At 68.8% G+C, this 16380-nt stretch carries 14 protein-coding genes; 11 read left to right on the top strand and 3 right to left on the bottom strand.

All coding sequences use genetic code 11. The features are described from left to right. The first annotated feature begins 703 nt into the window (after positions 1-703). Entirely contained in the window at positions 704-1624 is a 921-nt protein-coding gene (locus ACFXOM_RS33225) for a ketopantoate reductase family protein (RefSeq protein ID WP_384943126.1), read from the top strand. A gap of 93 nt (positions 1625-1717) precedes the next feature. Here ACFXOM_RS33225 and ACFXOM_RS33220 read toward each other — a convergent pair whose 3' ends face one another. Then, entirely contained in the window at positions 1718-2992 is a 1275-nt protein-coding gene (locus tag ACFXOM_RS33220) for a glutamate synthase-related protein (protein ID WP_385041042.1), read from the bottom strand. Next, a complete protein-coding gene (locus tag ACFXOM_RS33215) occupies positions 2989-3984 on the bottom strand; it encodes an asparagine synthetase A (RefSeq protein ID WP_384943123.1) in 996 nt (331 codons plus the stop codon). Before ACFXOM_RS33215 ends, ACFXOM_RS33220 begins: the two co-directional genes overlap by 4 nt. 459 nt (positions 3985-4443) lie before the next feature. Between ACFXOM_RS33215 and ACFXOM_RS33210 the strand changes: the two genes are divergently transcribed. Genes ACFXOM_RS33210 through ACFXOM_RS33175 form a run of 8 tightly spaced genes read left to right on the top strand, consistent with a single transcriptional unit; the run spans position 4444 to position 13121 of the window. Continuing rightward, positions 4444-5553, top strand: a complete 1110-nt coding sequence (locus ACFXOM_RS33210) for an LLM class flavin-dependent oxidoreductase (protein ID WP_385041039.1) — start codon at positions 4444-4446, stop codon at positions 5551-5553. Next, entirely contained in the window at positions 5550-6800 is a 1251-nt protein-coding gene (locus ACFXOM_RS33205) for an MFS transporter (protein WP_385041036.1), read from the top strand. The genes ACFXOM_RS33210 and ACFXOM_RS33205 overlap by 4 nt, the downstream gene beginning before the upstream one ends. Beyond that, positions 6797-7285 carry a cobalamin B12-binding domain-containing protein gene (locus ACFXOM_RS33200; RefSeq protein ID WP_384943118.1) on the top strand — a complete coding sequence of 163 codons (489 nt, stop codon included), beginning with the start codon at positions 6797-6799 and terminating at the stop codon, positions 7283-7285. The genes ACFXOM_RS33205 and ACFXOM_RS33200 overlap by 4 nt, the downstream gene beginning before the upstream one ends. Next, positions 7285-8526, top strand: coding sequence for an acetyl-CoA carboxylase biotin carboxylase subunit family protein (locus ACFXOM_RS33195; protein WP_385041034.1), 1242 nt, complete (start codon positions 7285-7287; stop codon positions 8524-8526). The genes ACFXOM_RS33200 and ACFXOM_RS33195 overlap by 1 nt, the downstream gene beginning before the upstream one ends. Beyond that, entirely contained in the window at positions 8523-10025 is a 1503-nt protein-coding gene (locus tag ACFXOM_RS33190; protein ID WP_385041032.1) for a PqqD family protein, read from the top strand. The genes ACFXOM_RS33195 and ACFXOM_RS33190 overlap by 4 nt, the downstream gene beginning before the upstream one ends. Before the next feature lies 1 nt (position 10026). Further along, the gene (locus tag ACFXOM_RS33185) at positions 10027-11283 is read left to right on the top strand and encodes a methylaspartate mutase (RefSeq protein ID WP_384943112.1); all 1257 of its coding nucleotides are present in this window, start codon (positions 10027-10029) and stop codon (positions 11281-11283) included. A gap of 44 nt (positions 11284-11327) precedes the next feature. Then, positions 11328-12575 (top strand): ATP-grasp domain-containing protein, encoded by a 1248-nt coding sequence (locus tag ACFXOM_RS33180; protein ID WP_384943110.1) that lies wholly within the window; start codon positions 11328-11330, stop codon positions 12573-12575. A gap of 48 nt (positions 12576-12623) precedes the next feature. Beyond that, entirely contained in the window at positions 12624-13121 is a 498-nt protein-coding gene (locus ACFXOM_RS33175; RefSeq protein ID WP_384943109.1) for a flavin reductase family protein, read from the top strand. 65 nt (positions 13122-13186) lie between these two features. Here ACFXOM_RS33175 and ACFXOM_RS33170 read toward each other — a convergent pair whose 3' ends face one another. Further along, a complete protein-coding gene (locus ACFXOM_RS33170; protein ID WP_385041030.1) occupies positions 13187-13504 on the bottom strand; it encodes an NAD(P)-dependent oxidoreductase in 318 nt (105 codons plus the stop codon). Between ACFXOM_RS33170 and ACFXOM_RS33165 the strand changes: the two genes are divergently transcribed. After that, positions 13487-14209, top strand: a complete 723-nt coding sequence (locus ACFXOM_RS33165; protein WP_385041027.1) for an NUDIX domain-containing protein — start codon at positions 13487-13489, stop codon at positions 14207-14209. The genes ACFXOM_RS33170 and ACFXOM_RS33165 overlap by 18 nt on opposite strands. Positions 14210-14485: 276 nt before the next feature. Then, positions 14486-15988, top strand: a complete 1503-nt coding sequence (locus tag ACFXOM_RS33160; RefSeq protein ID WP_385041024.1) for a PucR family transcriptional regulator ligand-binding domain-containing protein — start codon at positions 14486-14488, stop codon at positions 15986-15988. Positions 15989-16380 lie beyond the last annotated feature (392 nt).

The raw sequence follows: 16380 nt of genomic DNA, 5'->3' as shown, positions 1-16380 counted from the left end.
ATAACGCGACAATCCACGCAAAGGCCCTCCGGCTCCTCAAGGACACGATCGGCTTCTTCTAACCCACCTGTCCACAGGTCTTGACGATTACTCGAAAAGAAGAGCTCCTCGCTCGCCGACACTGCTCTTCCAGTGGCCTGACCAGTCAGCCCGCCGGCGCACCCGACACGCCATCAGAACGAGCGTCACGAGCGTCATTTCAGCGTCAAGATATCGCCTGTAATGCCCATACCGCACGTGACATGCAGGGGCAAAACCGCAGACCAGGAGCCCTTTGCGCCCGGCTCCAAGATCGCCACCACTCCACGTGATGCATCATCGCAAACATGCAGAGCCAAAACAGGTTAAAGAAAACCGCAGGTCAGCGGCGCGCGAAACGCAAAACGGACGCAAGAGACGAGGCGGTCGACACGACCGGGTCGCGGAGCTGCGGGGCATTCTCCGCACGACTGACCGACGTCCACACGACCCAGTCGAGCCCGGCCCCGGAGGGTGCGTGCGCCCGGAGTGCGGCGCACGACGAGCGCCACGGCGAAGGGCACGACTCAGGCCCGCCTCGTCCCGGCCGACGAACCGTCAACTCCCGACCCACGAGCCCCTGATCGCAAAGGAGCTCCGTGATTCTGGGCACATGATCTTGCGTGCAGACCCGGGGCGGAGCAGATGATTCGATGGCCCAAGCCGCACCCGAGAGGAAACACACGTGGTCAATCCATCATCCGAGCTCGCCGATGCCGACCCCACCCTCCGGTGGACCGTCGCGGTCCTCGGCCCCGGAGGAGTGGGCGGTCTGCTGGCAGGCCTGCTCTCCCGGGCCGGGCACCGGGTCATCTGCCTGGCGGGGCAGGACACCGTCCGTGCGCTGCGTCAGGACGGCATCCGAGTGCACAGTATGCAGTTCGGTGACTTCGCCGCGCCGGTCGAAGCGGACACAGAGCTGCGCGAGCCCGTCGACCTGTGTCTGGTCACGGTCAAACACACAGCGCTCGACGAGGCGTTGGAGCGCGTACCGCCACACGTGATCGGCCAGGCCCTGATCGTTCCCCTGCTCAACGGCGTCGAGCATCCGTCGGTGTTGCGCGAGCGCTACGGCGCGCAGCATGTCGCGGCGGGCGTGATCCGTGTGGAGTCGACCCGCACGGCGCCGGGCACCATCGAGCACGGCAGCCCGTTCACGCAGATCGACCTGGCCGGAACCCAGCAGCGCCTCGCCAACTTGGCCGCCCTGCTCGCCGAAGCCGGCGTGGAGACGCGCGTGTCCGAGGGCGAGAGCTCCGCGCTCTGGACCAAGCTCGCCTTCCTCGCCCCCTTCGCCCTCCTCACCACCCGCTACGGCCTCGCCATCGGCGAGGTGCGCACCGATCGACGCGAGGAACTGGTGGCCCTCGTCGAGGAGGCCGCCGCCGTGAGCCGCGCCTGCGGCGTCCCGGCCGACCCCGCGAAGGCGTTGGCGCTGTACGACGCGTTCCCGGCGCAGAGCAAGTCGTCCATGCAGCGCGACGCGGAGGCGGATCGCCCGCTGGAACTCGACGCCATCGGCGGTGCCCTCCTGCGGGCGGCCGAGCGGCACGGTGTCCCCGTGCCCATCGCCGCCCGGCTGATGTCCGAGCTCACCACAGGCTGAGCAGTCCGGTGTCACCACCGGAGGACCGTACGGGCCGGTGTCACCGAGGAATTGCCCGGTGGCACCGGCCCGCACGCGTACACGACCGACCGGTCACGCGTTCCGGGGGGCGACACCCTCCTCGGATCGCGAGTCGGTCCAGATGTCCTCCGCGCCGACCTCCGCGACCCGGTACTTGCCCAGAGCGCTGATCAGCAGGCGCATCTCCAGCGCCAGGCAGTCGACGAAGTTGGTCAGGCCCGCCTTCGGGTCCTCGTCCGAGGCGACCAGGGCGGCCCGCCCGAGGCCCACCGCGGACGCCCCGAGGGCCAGACACTTCACCGCGCGGGCCCCCTCCCAGATACGGCCGCTCACCAGCAGGGAGTTGTCGTGCGTGCCGAGCCTCTCCAGACACTCCGCCAGAGGCAGACCCACGTGGTGCAGGAAGGCGCGGGGGGCCCAGCCGGTGCCGCCCTCCGCCCCGTCCACGGTGACCGAGTCCGCACCGGCGGCCCAGGCAACCGCTGCCGCCAGGTGGACGTCCCGCGAAGGCGGCAGCTTCACCCACACCCGGCAGCGGGGGTAGTTGTTGCGCATGAGCCTGATCTGCTGGCGCAGGATCTCCTCGGTGAAGGTTCCCGGGCTGCTGCAGCGCAGCACCGAGTCCTCGGCGGGATCGTAGATGTCCAGGACGTCGTACTGGGCGGCCAGTTGGGTCGCACGGTCACGCGGGACCAGCGTCATGCCGCCCACTCCCGGCTTCGCGCCCTGCCCCACCTTCAACTCGAAGGCAAGCCGACCGCTGTCCAACAGAGGGCGTGCCGAGGGGTCGCTGTACACCAGGTTCCAGACCTCGGCGTCGGCGTCCTCGGTGCTCTGCTGGACGACCACACCGCCGAGCCCGTCCGGCGCCGCCGAGGCGTACTCGGTGATGCGGCGCAGCAGCGAGCTCTCCTTCTCCTCGGCGACCCGGCCGTAGCCCGACACCGGGACGATGTTCTCGCCGATCACCATGGGGATGCCCAGGCTTCCGGCCTGCCGGGCGACGGCTTCGCCGAGGTCGCCGCTGGCCACCCGGGTGGATCCGAACGCCGAAATGAAGACGGGGAGGGTGGAGCTGAAGCCGCCGATCTCGGTGGCCAGATCGACGTCGCCACAGACCGGTTCACGACCGAGGTCGAAGAGCTTCTCCATTCGTCGCGGCACGAACACGGGGGGCACGAGCCTGGCCCGGTCGATCGCGTCCACGGGCTGGGCGGCCTGGGCGCCGTGCTCGCCGTAGAGCGTGGTCCCGTAGGTCCCGCTCTCCGGGAAGGCCGCGGCCTCGCCGTACCGGGCACGGGCCCGTACCTGCTGCTCCGGGAACCCGGGAGCCGTCAGCCCGCTCACGGGCGCAGCTCGCCCGGCAGCTTCGGGTAGGCCGTCGCCTGCCAGACGGCGTCGAGTCCGCCCAGGAAGCGGGTGAACCGCTCGACGCCCAGACCGAAGCCCGCGCTGGAGGGGATCCCCTCGCGCGCCAGGGTGAGGTACCACTCGTACTTCGCCGGGTTCTCGCCGGTCTCGCGGATCCGCATCATCAGGTTGCGGTAGTCCGACTCGCGCTCACTGCCGCTCATCATCTCGCCGAAGCCACCGGGGAAGATGAGGTCGAAGTTGCGCAGGACGCCCGGCTCCTCGGGGCTCTCCTTGTCGTAGAAGCCCCGCGAGCCCTTGGGGTAGTCGGTGATGAAGAACGGCTGCTCGGCGGCCGCGGAGACTATCTCCTCGCCCTCCCACTCGATCTCCGTGTTCTCCGCCTGCCCGTAACCGCCCTCGATCAGTTCAGCGACGGCCTGGGCGTGCTTCTTGCGGCCGTACGGAGCGTCGAGGACGCGCTTGAGCCCCTCCAGGTCCCGGCCGAGGATCTCCAACTCCCGCTGGGCGGTGCGCAGGACGTGGTCGACGCAGTGCCGGGTCAGGTCCTCCGCGACGCGCATCGCGTCCTCGCGCGAGCCCCCGGCGATCTCGACGTCCAGTTGGTGGAACTCGGTCAGGTGACGGTGGGTCACCGTCGTCTCGAGCGGCTCGAGCCGGACGTTCGGGGCGACGTGGAAGATCTTGGGGAAGCTGAGCAGGGAGGCCTGCTTGTAGAGGATGCCACTCGTCATCAGCTTGTAGCGGTGACCGTAGTAGTCGATGTCGACCTGCTTGGCACCACGGGCACCCGGGTCGGTCACGGGGCCGATGGTCGGCGGCAGCAGCTCGGTGAAGCCCTCACCCGTGAGGAACTCGCGCGCTCCGGCCAGAAACCGGTTCTGCACGAGCAGTGCGGCGCGGGTGCGCTCCGAAGTCAGGTGCGCGCGTGGCGTCGGGAGCACGGCCCCCGTGTTCTCTGCGGACAATCTCTCGTTCCGTTCGAGTGCTGTGGCGAGGTGGGTCATTGGGGGCCCGGCTCCGGGACGCGCCCGAAGCCGGGAGAATTCGGGCAATGCACCGCAGTGTCGAATCTGGAATTCCATATTCCATATTCCATATCCATCACACTGAGAAGTGTGGCCGGGATCACAGAGGCAGAAAAGGCTTCGACGCACACCTTGTCGCCACTCCACAAGGCGGCGCCACCCAGGAATTGATCTTGACTCATATGGAGCAGCCGTGTCAAGATCCCTCCGGCACGGAGCAATGGCCACGGGATTGCTATGCCCGCAATTTCACGACCTCGGCCGAACATGCTGTGAATTCCGCAGGAACAGCTGAGCCAAATCGACGAGAGAGTTGACCGGAGGCGGTGGAGTCTCCCCGCCGGCCGGCCGGCCGTGTGCCGAGACAGTCAGGTGCGTCACACAACCGGAGGTTGCCCCATGGGTTTGCCCACTCCTTTCGACCAGCGCGAACCGGGATCAGAGGAGCTGCGGTTCCACTGGTGCTCCCCCCTGGACAGCGGCCAGCAGAAGGCTACGGAGAAGTACCAGAGCGGCCACCTCGACTTCGACGGAATCGTTGATTTCGCCAAGGAAGCCGATCGTCTCGGAGTGGATTCCCTCCTGATGGGAATCAGCTACCACATGCCCGACCCGCTGCCGATGATCGGCGCCCTGGTCCGGGAAACCGAGCGTGTGAAATTCATTCTTGCCTACCGCCCTGGGCTTCTTTCCCCGACGCTTTTCACCCAGATCGTCAACACTGTCTCGTGGATGTCCGACAGCCGCATATCGCTGAATCTCGTCGCCGGTATTTCCCCGGCCGAGCAGGCGTACTACGGGGACTTCGTCGCACACGACGGCCGTTACGCCCGCATGAACGAATTCCTCGACATCCTCCACCGCTTCTGGCGCGAAGAGACCCCGCTTTCCCACACCGGTGAGCACTACCGCATCGAGGAGGCCCAGCTCGGTCTCGGATATCTCGGCGGCGGGCGCCCGGAGGTCTACATCAGCGGTGCCTCCGGTCCGGCCCAGGAGACCGCGCTCCAGCACGGCGACTGCTGGCTCCGCTACGGCGACACCCCGGAAGGCATCGCCAAGGCCGCCGAACCGGTTCTGGCCAAGGGTGGACGGCTCGGGATCCGCATGCACGTCCTGGCTCGCGAGACCCGCGCCGAGGCGCTCGCCGACCTCGCGGACATGATGCACGACCCGGACGAGGACCACCGCGAGTGGGTCACCAAGTTCGTCGCGGCCTCGGATTCCGAGGCCGTGAAGAACTCCTTCCGACTGGCCGAGGAAGCCGATGGAGATTGGCTCTCTCCGGTCTTGTACTCCGGCGCCGTGGCGTATCGCGGCGGCCCCGCTCTCTGCGTGGTCGGCAGTTACCAGGAAGTAGCCTCCTACCTGCACTCGTACAAGGCAGCAGGCGTCAGCGAGTTCATCTTCTCCGGCTGGCCTACCCGCGACGAGATGCGCACCTTCTACACGCACGTACTCCCGCTGATCCGCGAACACGAACACGAACAGAATGAGCGGACGGCATGACCGACAATCGGCTGCACCGGGGTCTCTTCGCCTCCGGGGTGGTGCTCGGGCTCATCGCGGAACAGGTCGTGATGTTCGCGGTGCCCCTGTTGATCTACCAGGACACCCATCAGGTGGCCAGTCTGGGTCTTGCCTTCGCACTCGAATGGCTGCCTGCTTTGGTCGCCTATCCCTTCGCAGGGCTCATCGCCGACCGCGATGGCGGCGCCCGGCTCTTCTCGCTCGTGTCGGCGGCCCGAGCCGCCGTGCTGGTGAGCGTGCTCGTCATGTGTCTGACCCAGCCGTCCTGGACGACCGGCGCGCTCATGGCCGGCGGAGCCTTCCTTTCGGTCTTCATGGCGCCGACCCGGATGGCCGTGGAGAAGATGGTCCCGCAGCTGGCCAAGGGCGACAAGGTGGCGAGCACCCAGTCCCTGGTCCAGAACATGGAGCTGCTGGCCATGGCTCTCGGGCCCGCGCTGGCTATCCTGGCCGCGTCCGCGCTGGACAAGGTGTGGCTGCTTCTGATCGCCGCCGGAGCCTTCGCGCTCTCCTCGGTGACCTGGCTGCCGCTGCCCCGCGGACTGCGCGCCCCTGCCACGGCCGGGGCCGCCAGCACGCGGCAGATCTTCGCCGAACTCGGCCTCGGCTGGCGACTGCTGATCGGGAACAGGCCCGTTCTGCTGCTGGGAATCCTCAACTTCACCATCAACTTCGTGATGGCGAGCGTGCTGAGCGTCAACGCGGCGTTGGTCACCGACGTCTTCGACGCCCCCGACTCGTCGTTCGGGCTGCTGAACACGATGGTCGGCGTCATCGGCCTGCTCAACCTGATGGTGATCCCGTTCCTGCTGCGAAGGGCCAGCGTCAGCGCGCTCGGGGTCATCGGCTTCACCCTGCTGTGCGCCGCGCTGATCGCGGCGGGGTTCGCCCCGTCCTTCGCCGTCTACGGCACAGCGTTCGTGGCCATGCTCATCGGAGACGCCTACTACAACGTCTTCAACCGGACGCAGCGGCTGAAGGTGATCCCCGAGGAGCACCTGGGGAAGATCATGGGCCCCTTCTACCTCCTCAACCTGCTCTCCTTCCCGATCGCTGGCCTGCTCGTCGCCGGCATCGGGCCGTCGGTCGGCCCGCAGCAGCTCGTCACCGTGCTCTCGGTGCTGCTGTGCCTCATCGGCGCCGTCCTGCTGCCTCTGACGATCCGCAGCTTCCACAAGGCAATCGCCCGACGCAACGACGAGGTCACTCTAGGAGTCCCGGCATGAGTCAAGCCTTCAGGTGCCTCCTGAGCACCGTCGAGTCCGATTCCCACATCTGGAACCTCGTCTATCTGCAAAAGCTCCTGGAGGAAAACGGCGCCGAGGTGCAGAACCTGGGCGCGTGCACACCCGTAGCCGAAGTCGTGCAGGCTGTCTCCGAGAACCGGCCCGACCTGCTGGTCGTGTCGAGCGTCAACGGTCACGGCCTGCACGGGGCGCGTGAGCTGCTCTCGGCCCTGCGCGAGCAGCGGCTCGACGTCCCGAGCGTCGTGGGCGGCAAGCTGACCACCGCCGAGTCGGACAACGATCGAACCCGCCGCGCGCTGCTCGCCCACGGCTACACCGACGTATTCACCGGTGAGGACGCCATCGACCGTTTCCTCACCTTCCTGCACTTCGGCAAGACCGAAGGCTTCTCCGCCTGGCAGGCCGACGCGGCGGTCATCCCGCCGTGGGACTTCGCCGGACTCAGCACCATGGAGGTGCGCTGATGCACATCGTCATCGTCAACCGGTGGCCCCGGTTCAAGGAAGACGACGTACGGTGGGACAACGAGCTCACCCGCTACGAGGAGTTCATCGACCACGACGCCCACCGGGTCAGCTACGTGGTCGACCGGCTCGGTACCGAGGGCGTGCTCGCCGATCCGGCGAAGATCGCGCACCTGGTGCAGGTCGACGACGTCAACGACGTCGACTCGCTGCGCGCGGCCGTCGCCGAGGTGATCGAGAAGGTCGGCCCCGTCGACCAGCTGATCGCCCTGTCCGAGTTCACCCTCGAGATCGCCGCCAAGGTCCGCGAGGACCTCGGTCTGCCCGGCCCGACCACGGCCGAGGTCGCGGTCTACCGGGACAAGGTGCGGATGAAGGAGATCCTGGCCGAGGCCGGGGTCCGCGTCCCCCGGTTCGCCGCGTGCACCGACGTCGAGTCCGGACTCGCCTTCGCCCGCTCGTGCGGGTATCCGGTGATCCTCAAGCCGGTGGACGGTGCCGCGAGCATCGGCGTCCACCGGGTGGACGACGAGGCAGCCCTGATCGAGCTCCTCGCGACGGTCGACCTGGAGCGCTACGAGATCGAGGAGTTCGTCACCGGCACCATCCACCACGTGGACGGCTTCACCGGCGCCGGTTCCGAGGTCGGGTTCCAGGTCGCGTCGCGGTACGTCAACGACTGCCTGTCCTTCGGCAGCGGTCAACCGCTGGGATCGGTCGTACTCCAGCACTCCGCCCTCCGGGACCGGATCGAGGAGTTCACCCGCGACTGCGTCCGCACCCTCGGCATGACCGGCACGCCGTTCCACCTGGAGCTGTTCGTCACGCCCGAGGACGAGATCGTCTTCCTGGAGATCGGCGGCCGCGTCGGCGGCAGCGAGGTGCCCCACCTCCTCAACAAGCTGTTCGGTGTCAACCTCTTCGAGGTCTGGCTGCGGGCCGCCTGCGGGGACCCGGTCACGCCGGCCCCCCGGCCGGGCGACCCGTCCGGCGGCTGGCTGGTCGTGCCCAAGCCGGCGAACCTTCCGGCGGTGGTCCTCAAGGCCTCCTCCGTACGGGCAACGGTCCCCAGCGTGTGGCGCGAGCTGCTGCCCGCCGTGGGCGAGGTCCTGGAACCCGGCGGTGCCTACGACGCCCTGCACGCGGGCCGCTTCATCCTGCTGCACGACGACCAGGAGCAGGTGGAGGCCGACATCCACCGCATCATCGAGACCTTCGAATTCGAGGTAACAGCACCGTGAACGACCAGCCGACCCCTGCCCTGCCCCTCGGCGACCACGAACGCTACGAGCAGCTGGCCGCCTTCCTCAGCGGCACTGAGCTGAAGGGCATCGCCGCCGTCGGAGACCGTCTCGTCGAGGCCGTGGGCGGCCCCGCCCTGCTGCCCGACCGCAAGGTCATGGTGGCCTACGGCGGCGGCAAGGACAGCACGTACGTGGTGGCCTTCGTCCGGGCCGTCCAGCTGCACCTCCAGCTCACCCACGGCCGCACGTTCGTCCTGCGCGTCGCCAACATGCGGCACGCCGGTGTGCCGCTCGCCGTGATGGAGAACATCCACCGGGTGTACGACGCCCTCGGTCTGCTCGACGACGAGCGGGCGGAGCTGCTCACCATCGACCACACCGAGATCCGCCGGTTCCGCGTCGACCTCCCGCTCCCCGAGCGTCTGGTCGACCTCAACCGGCTCGACGTGCTGATGAACGGCCACCGGTCGGCGGGTGACGGACGGCCGACGTTCTGCAACAGCTGCAACCTGGCGGTGGCCGACTTCTACGGTCGCGCCGCCTGGTGGCAGGGCGGTGTCGACGTGATCATGACCGGCGACTCCCGCCGCGAACAGGCGCTCTACTCGGCCTGGATCCTGCGTCTCGCCAAGGCGAGCGGCATCGACGTGGAGGAATGCCGCCGGATGGGCTTCCAGGGCCTGCTCACGGCCCTTCGCGGCATCGGTGACGCGTACTTCCGCGAGCTCTTCGGCGCCGACCGCGAGGCCGAGATCGCCGAGCGCAGCGTCTCCACCGGGGACCGCTCGATGCAGCCCGAGTTCGTCTCGATCTACGACATGGTCAGCTACCGCGTCCACGACCACTGGGACCTGATCGTCGACTTCCTCGGCTTCCGGTTCGACGACCTCGCGTTCAGCTTCACCGAGTCGGACTGCGCCAACCCGACCCTGATGGCCCACCTGCGGGGTCTGCGCGCCCAGTACGCCGAAGGCCGTACCTACGAGGCGGGCATCGCCGAGTACCTGGAGCTGGCCGAGACGATGATGCGCAAGAAGGAGATGCCGGACAACCTCATCCGGCTGGCGCTGAGCCGCTACGACTCGCCGGCGAAGCAGGCGGAGCGGCGCGAGCTCGCCGCGGCCTACGCCCGCGACGTGTTCGGCCTGAGCGAGGACTCCCTCGTCGCCATGGTCTTCTCGCCCTTCACGGACGAGGGCGCCCGGCTGGAGGCGTTCGTCGCGACCTGCCACCCGGAGATGACCGGCCGGACCGACCGCCTGCACGCCGCGCTGCGCGGCGAGGCGGGCACGGACGAGGCGGCCGAGTGGCTGGAGAAGGTGTCCGCGCTGTCCATGACCGACCTGCGCACGCTGTACCGCAGCGCCCTGGTGGACTTCACGGCATCGCAGTCGATGATGTCCCGGGTGCGCGCCGGCGACCCGCACAAGGCTCAGGTGAAGACGGTCGACCCGGCCACCGGTCTGCCCGTTCTCGAACTGATATCAGGTCGGTGACGTGACCGGACACTTCGACCGGTTCATCACCGAAAGCCGCGACCGGGGCAGGGTGGTCGTTCAGCCGCGCATGGGCTTCGGCAGCCTCCGGGCGATGCGGGACGGGCTGTCCCAGGTCGCTTCGCTCGGGCTCCCGGCCGTGGGGACGCTCACGCTCGACAGCTACACCAGGGTGGGCGACTACACCACGCCCCTGGAGCGGCTGGCCGCGGGTGAGGAGGTGAACGGGTATCCGCTCGTCTCCCATCCGGCGGAGGCCACCGAAGCCCTGCTCGACGGGCTCTACGGGCCGGGGTTCCCGGTCCAGGTCCGGCACGGCACGGCGCTTCCGCTGCGGGTCTTCCAGAAGCTGGTCGACGTCGGACTCGACGCGACCGAGGGGGGCCCGGTCTCCTACTGCCTCCCCTACAGCCGACTGCCCCTCGCCCGCGCCGTCGCGGCCTGGGCGGAGAGCTGCCGGTTCCTGGCCGGCGAGACCGAGTCCGGTCACATCGAGAGCTTCGGCGGGTGTCTGCTGGGCCAGCTCTGCCCGCCCTCGCTGCTGGTGGCCACCTCCGTTCTGGAGGGCTGCTTCTTCCGGCAGCACGGCCTGCGCCACATGTCCCTGAGCTTCGCCCAGGGGGTGCTCACCGAGCAGGACCGCGGCGCGCTGCGGGCACTGCGCACCCTCGCCGCGGAGCACCTGTCCGGGGTGAGCTGGCACGTCGTGCTCTACACGTACATGGGTCTGTTCCCCAAGACGCCGGACGGTGCCACCGCCCTGATCCGCGACAGCGCCCGGCTCGCCCGCGACTCCGGGTGCGAGCGGATGATCGTCAAGACGGTCTCCGAGGCGTGGCAGATCCCCACGGTCGCGGAGAACCTCGCCGCGCTGCGCGAGTCCGCGGAGGCGTCGGGCGGAACCCCGGCGGCGTCCACCGCGCTGGAGGACGCCTTCCACGACGAGGTGCTGGAAGAGGCGAGGTTGCTCGTCGACACGGTGCTCGGCCTCGATCCCGATGTCGGCGCCGCGCTGACGAAGGCGTTCGAACGGGGGATCCTCGACATCCCGTTCGGCCTGCACCCCGACAACGCCGGCGCGGTGACCTCCGTCATCGACGACCGGGGGGCGCTGGTGTGGGGTTCCCGCGGCAACCTGCCGCTGCACGCCGTGTCCGGGAGCCGCGGTTTCCACGGCTTCAGCTCCGGCCATCTCCACACGATGCTCAACCACGTCGCCGACCGGTACGACCGCACTGCGGCTCGCGCCGAGGCGTGACTCAACCACCTTAAGATTCCGATCAGTTGGCGAGACGAACACCAGTGACCCCAGAAGTGCCCGAACAGCCCGCCGTCGTGTTGGTGGACGCGTTCTCCACCGGAGCCCTGCTGGCGCACCAGGCCGCCGGCCGCTGCCGCCTCATTCACGTGCGCTCGCGCCGCGAGCTCCCGACGACCTTCGCCGCCAGCCTGCCGGCGGGACTGTTCGAGGAGGACCTCACCTACCCGGGCAACGAACAGGACGTGCGGCGACGGCTCGCCGAGATCGGACCGGTCGCCGTCATCCCGGCGAGCGAGTTCGGGGTCGAGACCGCCGACGAACTCGCCTCGGCGCTGGGCCTGCGGGGGAACGACCCCGCGCTCTCGTCCGCCCGCCGGAACAAGGCCCTCATGATGGAGGCCCTGGCAGCGGCGGGCGTACGCACGCCCCGCCAGCTGGAGACGGCGGACGCGGACGAGGTGCTGGAGTGGCGGCGGGTGCACGGCATCGACCGCGTCGTCGTCAAGCCCCTGGACAGCGCCGGCTCCGAGGACGTCTTCACGTGCGACACCGACCAGGAGGTGAAGGATGCGGTCGGGGCCGTCATCGGCAAAACCAACCTCATGCTGCGGGCGAACGAAGCCGTCCTGGGGCAGGAGTACCTCGTCGGTGACGAGTACATCATCAACTCGGTCAGCAGGGACGGCACGCACCGGTTCACCGACGTGTGGATCAGCCGCAAGGCGGTCGTGGACGAGAGCAGGAAGATCTACGACTACGAGGACCTGCTCGCACCGGACGACCCGCGCCTCGACGAGATCCTGCCATACGTGAGCGACGTCCTGGCGGCACTCGGTATCGCCAACGGACCGGCCCACACCGAACTGATCCTCACGCCGGACGGTCCCGTGCTGCTGGAGACCGGTGCCCGGATCTCGGGACTGGCCAATCCCGCCGCCCTCCAGCAGTGCACGGGCGCCGACCAGGTGAGCCTCACGCTGGACTGCTACACGGCCGACGCGCCGGAGCTGAGCCGCCGGCCGGTGCGCTACGCACGGCTGGAATCGGCGCGCTGTGCGAACCTCATCGCGCACCGGGCGGTCCCACTGGCGGAACAGGCCGTACGGGAGGTGCTGGAGGGACTCCCGGCCTTCCAGAGCGTCCGCTTCCGCAAGGCCGACGGCGCGCTCACCAGCCGCACGGTCGACCTCAACTCCTCCCCCGGGGCGGTCTTCCTCGTCCACCGGGACGACGCCGAGATCGAACGCTCCTACCAGGCGTTGCGCGCGATGGAGCACGAACTCCTCTGACATCGCACGCTCGTTGCGGTTCCCCACCTATGAAACGCGGTGAGTCACATGCCCGTCACTTCCCAGCAGTTCCGCGAGATCTTCGGTTCCTTCCCGACGGCCGTCGCCGTCATCACGGCGATGGACGAGAACGGTGAGCCCCGGGGATTCACCTGCAACGCCGTCTGCGCCGTGTCCGCTTCACCGCCGTTGCTGCTGATCGGGGTGGACAAGAAGTCCCAGACCCTTCCGGCGATCCTCTCCTCCGGTGCCTTCGCGGTGAACTTCCTCGCCGCGTCGGGCGCCGAGGTGTCCCAGACCTTCGCAGGCAAGGGCCAGGACAAGTTCGCAGGCATCCCGTGGGAGCCGTCCCCGGTGGCGGGCGGCGCACCCGTGCTGACCGACGTCGCCCTGGCCGTCGCCGAGTGCCGCACGGAGACGACGGTCGAGGCCGGTGACCACTGGCTGATCGTCGCGCGGGTCGACGCCGGGACCGTCCTGCCCCGCGAACCGCTGCTGTACTGCCAGGGGGCCTACAGCACCTGGCCCCTGCCCGCCGCGGTGTAGGCGGCACTCGGCCGCCGCACCGGATCCGGTGCGGCGGCCGAGTGGGACGGGTGCGGTGGAGGCGGTCACCGGATCCCGTCGGGCGGGTCCACCTTCCCGACCAGCCCGTGGGTGCGCCCGTCCAGTGCGGCGCGGACCAGTTCGGCGACGCGTCGCCGGCTGCTCGCCTCGGCCTCCTCGGACAGGCAGGCCCGTTGGCTCGTGACGACCACCGACGGGTGGGCGAGGACGGGGTGCCAGCGGGGGTCCTGATGCGGGTTCTCGGGCGAGAACACGTCCAGGCCGGCGCCGGCGATCCAGCCCTCACGGAGCGCCCGGTGCAGTCCTTCCGGGTCGACGAGCCGCCCCCGGGCCGCGTTGACCAGGTGGGAACCGGGCTTCATCCGGCTCAGCTCACCGCGGCGCTGCGCGAAGTGTCGGAGGAGGCCGGGATCGCGCCGGGCTCCCCGTGTCTGACCCGGCAGATGCTCGGTTCTCCGATCGACATCGACGTCCACGACATCGACGCCAGCCCGGCCAAGGGTGAACCGGCCCACCGGCACTCCGACTTCCGCTACGTCTTCTACCTCGCTGGCGAGGAGCCGCCGACGATCGCGCTGCAGGACGAGGAGGTGTCCGGCGCCCAGTGGCTCTCGCAGTCGGAGGTCACCTCGCCGACACTGCGCGCAAGGCTTCTCGCCGCGCGGCTGGACGGCCGACCGGAGCCGGTGAACGCTTCCACGCTGATCCACGAGGGGGCCGGCCGCTACCTGCTTCATCTGCGCGACCATAAGCCCGATGCCATCTGGCAGTCGGGGGCGTTCGCCCTTCTCGGCGGCGGCCGGAAGCACGACGGCCAGAGCCTTGAGGGCACGCTGCTGCGGGAGCTGTCCGAGGAGGTGCCCGACCTTCGCCTCGAGGGCGTACAGCCCTACGCCGTGGAGGCCGCCACCAGCATCGACAGCCTCAGCGTCCCGGTCCGGGTCTTCGCGGGCCAGTGGCGCGGCAACCCGGACCGGCTCCGCCTACACGAGGGTGTGCTGCTGCGCTGGTTCGCGCCCGATGAGCTGTACTCAGACCTCCGACCCCTGGAAGCACCCGTTCCATAGCCCTTGGTGGGCCTCCGTCAGGCAGGGCGCGGCCTGACGGAAGATCTACTGCAGAGACTGCCGCCCCTGACCAGCGTGAGCGTCCCGAGAGCCGGTCACACCAGCCCTTTGACCTGCGACTTCAAGTTGGCGGAGGCCCACTTCATCACATCGTTCGGGTGCTTCCTGTTCGCCCGGGTCCTGGCGGTGATCACGACCCCGCCGAGAGTCTTCACGGGTCCTGTTACCTGATGTGTGCAGGACATCATCGGCGGCGACCCTCGGTACTCTGGTCGCGTGGTCCACACTCTGGGGCGCCTGCTAGCCAACCCGAACCTCGGTCTGAAGCTGCGAACGGGCAGAGCCGACGTGGCCGTGCACTGGGCGCACGTCAGCGACCTGGTTGACCCCACGCCCTACCTGGACCGGGGCAGCCTGTTGCTGACGACAGGGCTGAGCCTGGGACGGACCAGCCGGCGCTGGCCGGAGTATGTCGACCGGCTGGCTCGGGCCGGGGTGCCGGGCGTGGGTTTCGGGGTCGGACTGCGGCACGCACAGATTCCAGAGCCACTGATCTCAGCAGCGGTACAGCGCGGCCTGAGCGTGGTCGAGGTGCCGAAACCGACGCCGTTCAGCTCCGTAGTGCGCATGGTGGCGGACGGCCTGATGGCCGAGGAGCGTGCCGAGCAGAGTGCCTCCATGGAGCGCTATCGCGGATTGGTAAGGGCAGCACTGATACCCCCTCCCCACCGGTCGATAGTCACCCGACTCGCGGGACTGCTCGACGCCTGGGTGCTGCTGCTGTCTCGGGAGGGCAACCTGCTGGCCGGAGCGCCGGACCACGCCCGCCGATACGCCGAGCGGGTCCGGTTGGAGGTCTCCCGTACCCGGTCGTGGCACGCGGCAGCGTTCGATCACGGCGACGCCCGGGTGATCCTGCTGTCGGTGGGCCAGGGATCGCGTCCGGCGGGAGTACTGGCCATCGGTCGTACCCTTCCGTTGGGTGTACATGAGCGAGGAGTGGTCGACGTCGCGGTCGATCTGCTTTCTCTCGGCGTGGCACAGGCGGCGGAGTTGCTCGACAGCGAACGCCGTGAGCGCACCACGGTGCTGTCCATGCTCCTCTCGGATCGCGTCGCTGCGGCCACTGACGCGGCCGATGCCTTGGGTATCCCGTTGCCGGAGCCACCCGTGCGCATTGCCGTCCTCACGACCGATGCAGCGCGGCGGGACGATCTACTGGAGCTGCTGGAGAACACGGGCGGCTTGCAGATCGTATCGGCGCTGGTGGCGTGCGAATCTCGGGGACGTGTCGCGGTGGTGCTGCCCGCGGTCGAAGGTGAAACGGGTGTCATGCACACCATCATCAGCAGGATGAGAGGGAGCGCGGGCGTCATCAGCGAGCCCGTCGACCTCGGCGGGCTGGCGAAGGTATGGCCCAAGATCGTGGCGCTCGCCGACACCCTTCCGTCCTCGGCGACCGGTCGGCTGCTGTCCACCAAGGATGTCGCAGACGTGGGTCTGCTGTCATACGTGAGCAAGGCCGAGGCCGATGGCTGGGCGTTCGCCACACTTGCTCCCCTTGAGTCCGAGGACGCTCGGCGCATCGACCTGCTGACGACCGTCCGTACCTACCTGGCACACAACGGCAACACAGAAGCCGCGTCGGCAGCCCTGGAGATCCATCGCCGGACCCTCGCCTACCGCCTGAACCGTGCCGAGACGTTGTTGGGCAGACGATTCTCCGATCCCGCGCTGCGAGCGGAACTCTGGATGGCCTTCACCGCCAGGGACCGCTGAATCCGCCGTACTCGCGCCCCGGGCGAGACGCCCGCGCCCTGAGGTGTCTGCACCGACGTCCTGCGCAGCGAGTCCGCTGGCACTGCGGCGGCCGGTCCGAGGCCAGAGCCCGCAACACGGTGTTCCTGGAGATCCACAGCTGCCGGCCCACCGCCCTCGCCGGCAGCCCCTCAACCTGGTGCATCCGGCGGATCTCAGCCCAGTCCTCCACGTCGATCGCCCTCGCTTCCCCCAGACCAGTGAAGTCAGGATGATCAAGAGATCGCAGGGTGGCTCACTCTTCATCCGCCGTACGTGGCCCTCGTTTCACCCGTTGCCGATAGGCCCTCGCATCCGCCCTCGGACGTCCACCCACGGCCTGTGCCGCGTCGGGGCCGGTCGTGAGCCGAAAC

The organism is Streptomyces sp. NPDC059169 (genome assembly GCF_042755225.1).
Lineage (GTDB): Bacteria > Actinomycetota > Actinomycetes > Streptomycetales > Streptomycetaceae > Streptomyces.
The sequence above is the reverse complement of the archived record's forward strand: the minus strand, read 5'-3'. Positions and strand labels throughout refer to the sequence as shown.

Coding starts and splice junctions, on each gene's coding strand:
- ACFXOM_RS33170 (WP_385041030.1), bottom strand. CDS start 13,504: ATGAAGCCCGGTTCCCACCTGGTCAACGCGGCCCGGGGGCGGCTCGTC.
- ACFXOM_RS33205 (WP_385041036.1), top strand. CDS start 5,550: ATGACCGACAATCGGCTGCACCGGGGTCTCTTCGCCTCCGGGGTGGTG.
- ACFXOM_RS33210 (WP_385041039.1), top strand. CDS start 4,444: ATGGGTTTGCCCACTCCTTTCGACCAGCGCGAACCGGGATCAGAGGAG.
- ACFXOM_RS33195 (WP_385041034.1), top strand. CDS start 7,285: ATGCACATCGTCATCGTCAACCGGTGGCCCCGGTTCAAGGAAGACGAC.
- ACFXOM_RS33200 (WP_384943118.1), top strand. CDS start 6,797: ATGAGTCAAGCCTTCAGGTGCCTCCTGAGCACCGTCGAGTCCGATTCC.
- ACFXOM_RS33175 (WP_384943109.1), top strand. CDS start 12,624: ATGCCCGTCACTTCCCAGCAGTTCCGCGAGATCTTCGGTTCCTTCCCG.